General features: G+C 70.4%; 1 protein-coding gene and 1 pseudogene. Both read right to left on the reverse strand.

All coding sequences use genetic code 11. The features are described from left to right. Nucleotides 1-268: 268 nt before the first annotated feature. Nucleotides 269-445 (reverse strand): hypothetical protein, encoded by a 177-nt coding sequence (locus AB0F91_RS47250; RefSeq protein WP_360609086.1) that lies wholly within the window; start codon nt 443-445, stop codon nt 269-271. A 625-nt stretch (nt 446-1070) separates the two neighbouring features. After that, nucleotides 1071-1211: pseudogene (locus tag AB0F91_RS47255) on the reverse strand (MerR family DNA-binding transcriptional regulator); the annotation flags it as partial.

Raw genomic sequence — 1211 nt, forward strand, 5'->3', positions numbered from 1 at the left:
TCCCGCCCCGACCACCTGCGCCTAGGGCAACTTCCGGCTTCGACACGACCGGACCACCCACGAGCACGGGCCCGTCATGGGCTGCCCGGGGCGCAACGGTGCGGCCGAGGTCAGCACGCCTCCAGCCTGGTCCCACTGAGCCTGGCCCGACGACGCCGGTTCTACGTCGGTTCGGCGTTGAGCACGTCGACGGCCAGCGCCGCGCAGCGCGGGCATGACGATGTGCGCGGCGATAGTTGGTTGAGTCCGGCTCCGCATGCCGGCGGGCCTAGCCGGAGAGCGTGCTGATCGCGGTGAAGAAGCCCAGGACCAGCCAATTTGAGCAGCGCGCCAAGGTTTGGCTTCGCCCCGCGGTGATGACCACGCTGTGCAGGCCGAAGAGCGCCCGGCCGATCGTGGCGCCCCACCACCACTGGAGCAGGACCCGGTGGACGAACGAGACCACGATGTACCTCCCGATCAGAGTGACCAGGACCGACAGGACGAGTCTTGTCGCGACGACGATCGTGATCGTCAGGTGGAGCAGAGGTCGACCACGATCGCACAGGCCCCCTGGCAAACGGGCGGCGGCGGCAACGGCAGCGTCGCGCCGGGTCCGCGAAGGTCGTGGCGGCGGACGGCGTCCGGCAGGGTGTGCCCGCCGCGAGCAGCTGCATCCGATCGACGTAGACGGAGCGGAGCTGGGCCTCCAGCTTGGCCACCCGGCCACGCAGCTGCTCCAGCTCACCGCCCGGGGAGCCGTCGAGGTCGGCAGGTCGGACGCTCCCAGCCTTTCAACGCTGGCGTGCGCTACTTCTCGGTCCGCCCACCTCGAACGAACGCCGGAAGTGGAGAGATGACACAAACTCACACTTGACCGTGCGTTTGTCACGTCCGGTGGTGGGTATGGCTGGGGCGGGGGCGCGACCCGACGAGCGTGCGTCGCACGGCGGCGCGGGGGCGTTGCCGGTCAAGCAGTGGCCGGCAACGCCCGGCCTTTCGCAGCGCAGGAGTTCGGGGCGCAAGGGGATACGCCACGGGTGCGGCTGCGGACGAAGAGCGGCACGCGGCGCGGGTGGCCGCGTGCCGGGTCACTCCGCGGTGTTGAGGCCCTGGGCTTGGTTGAGGCGCTGGGCGTCGTGGAGTTGGTCTTCGAGGGTGACGATGCGGCAGGCGGCGTCGATGGCGGTGCCCTGATCGACCAGTTCCCGTACCCGGGTGGCCAGGCGCAG

Source organism: Amycolatopsis sp. NPDC023774 (genome assembly GCF_040639695.1).
Taxonomy (GTDB): domain Bacteria; phylum Actinomycetota; class Actinomycetes; order Mycobacteriales; family Pseudonocardiaceae; genus Amycolatopsis.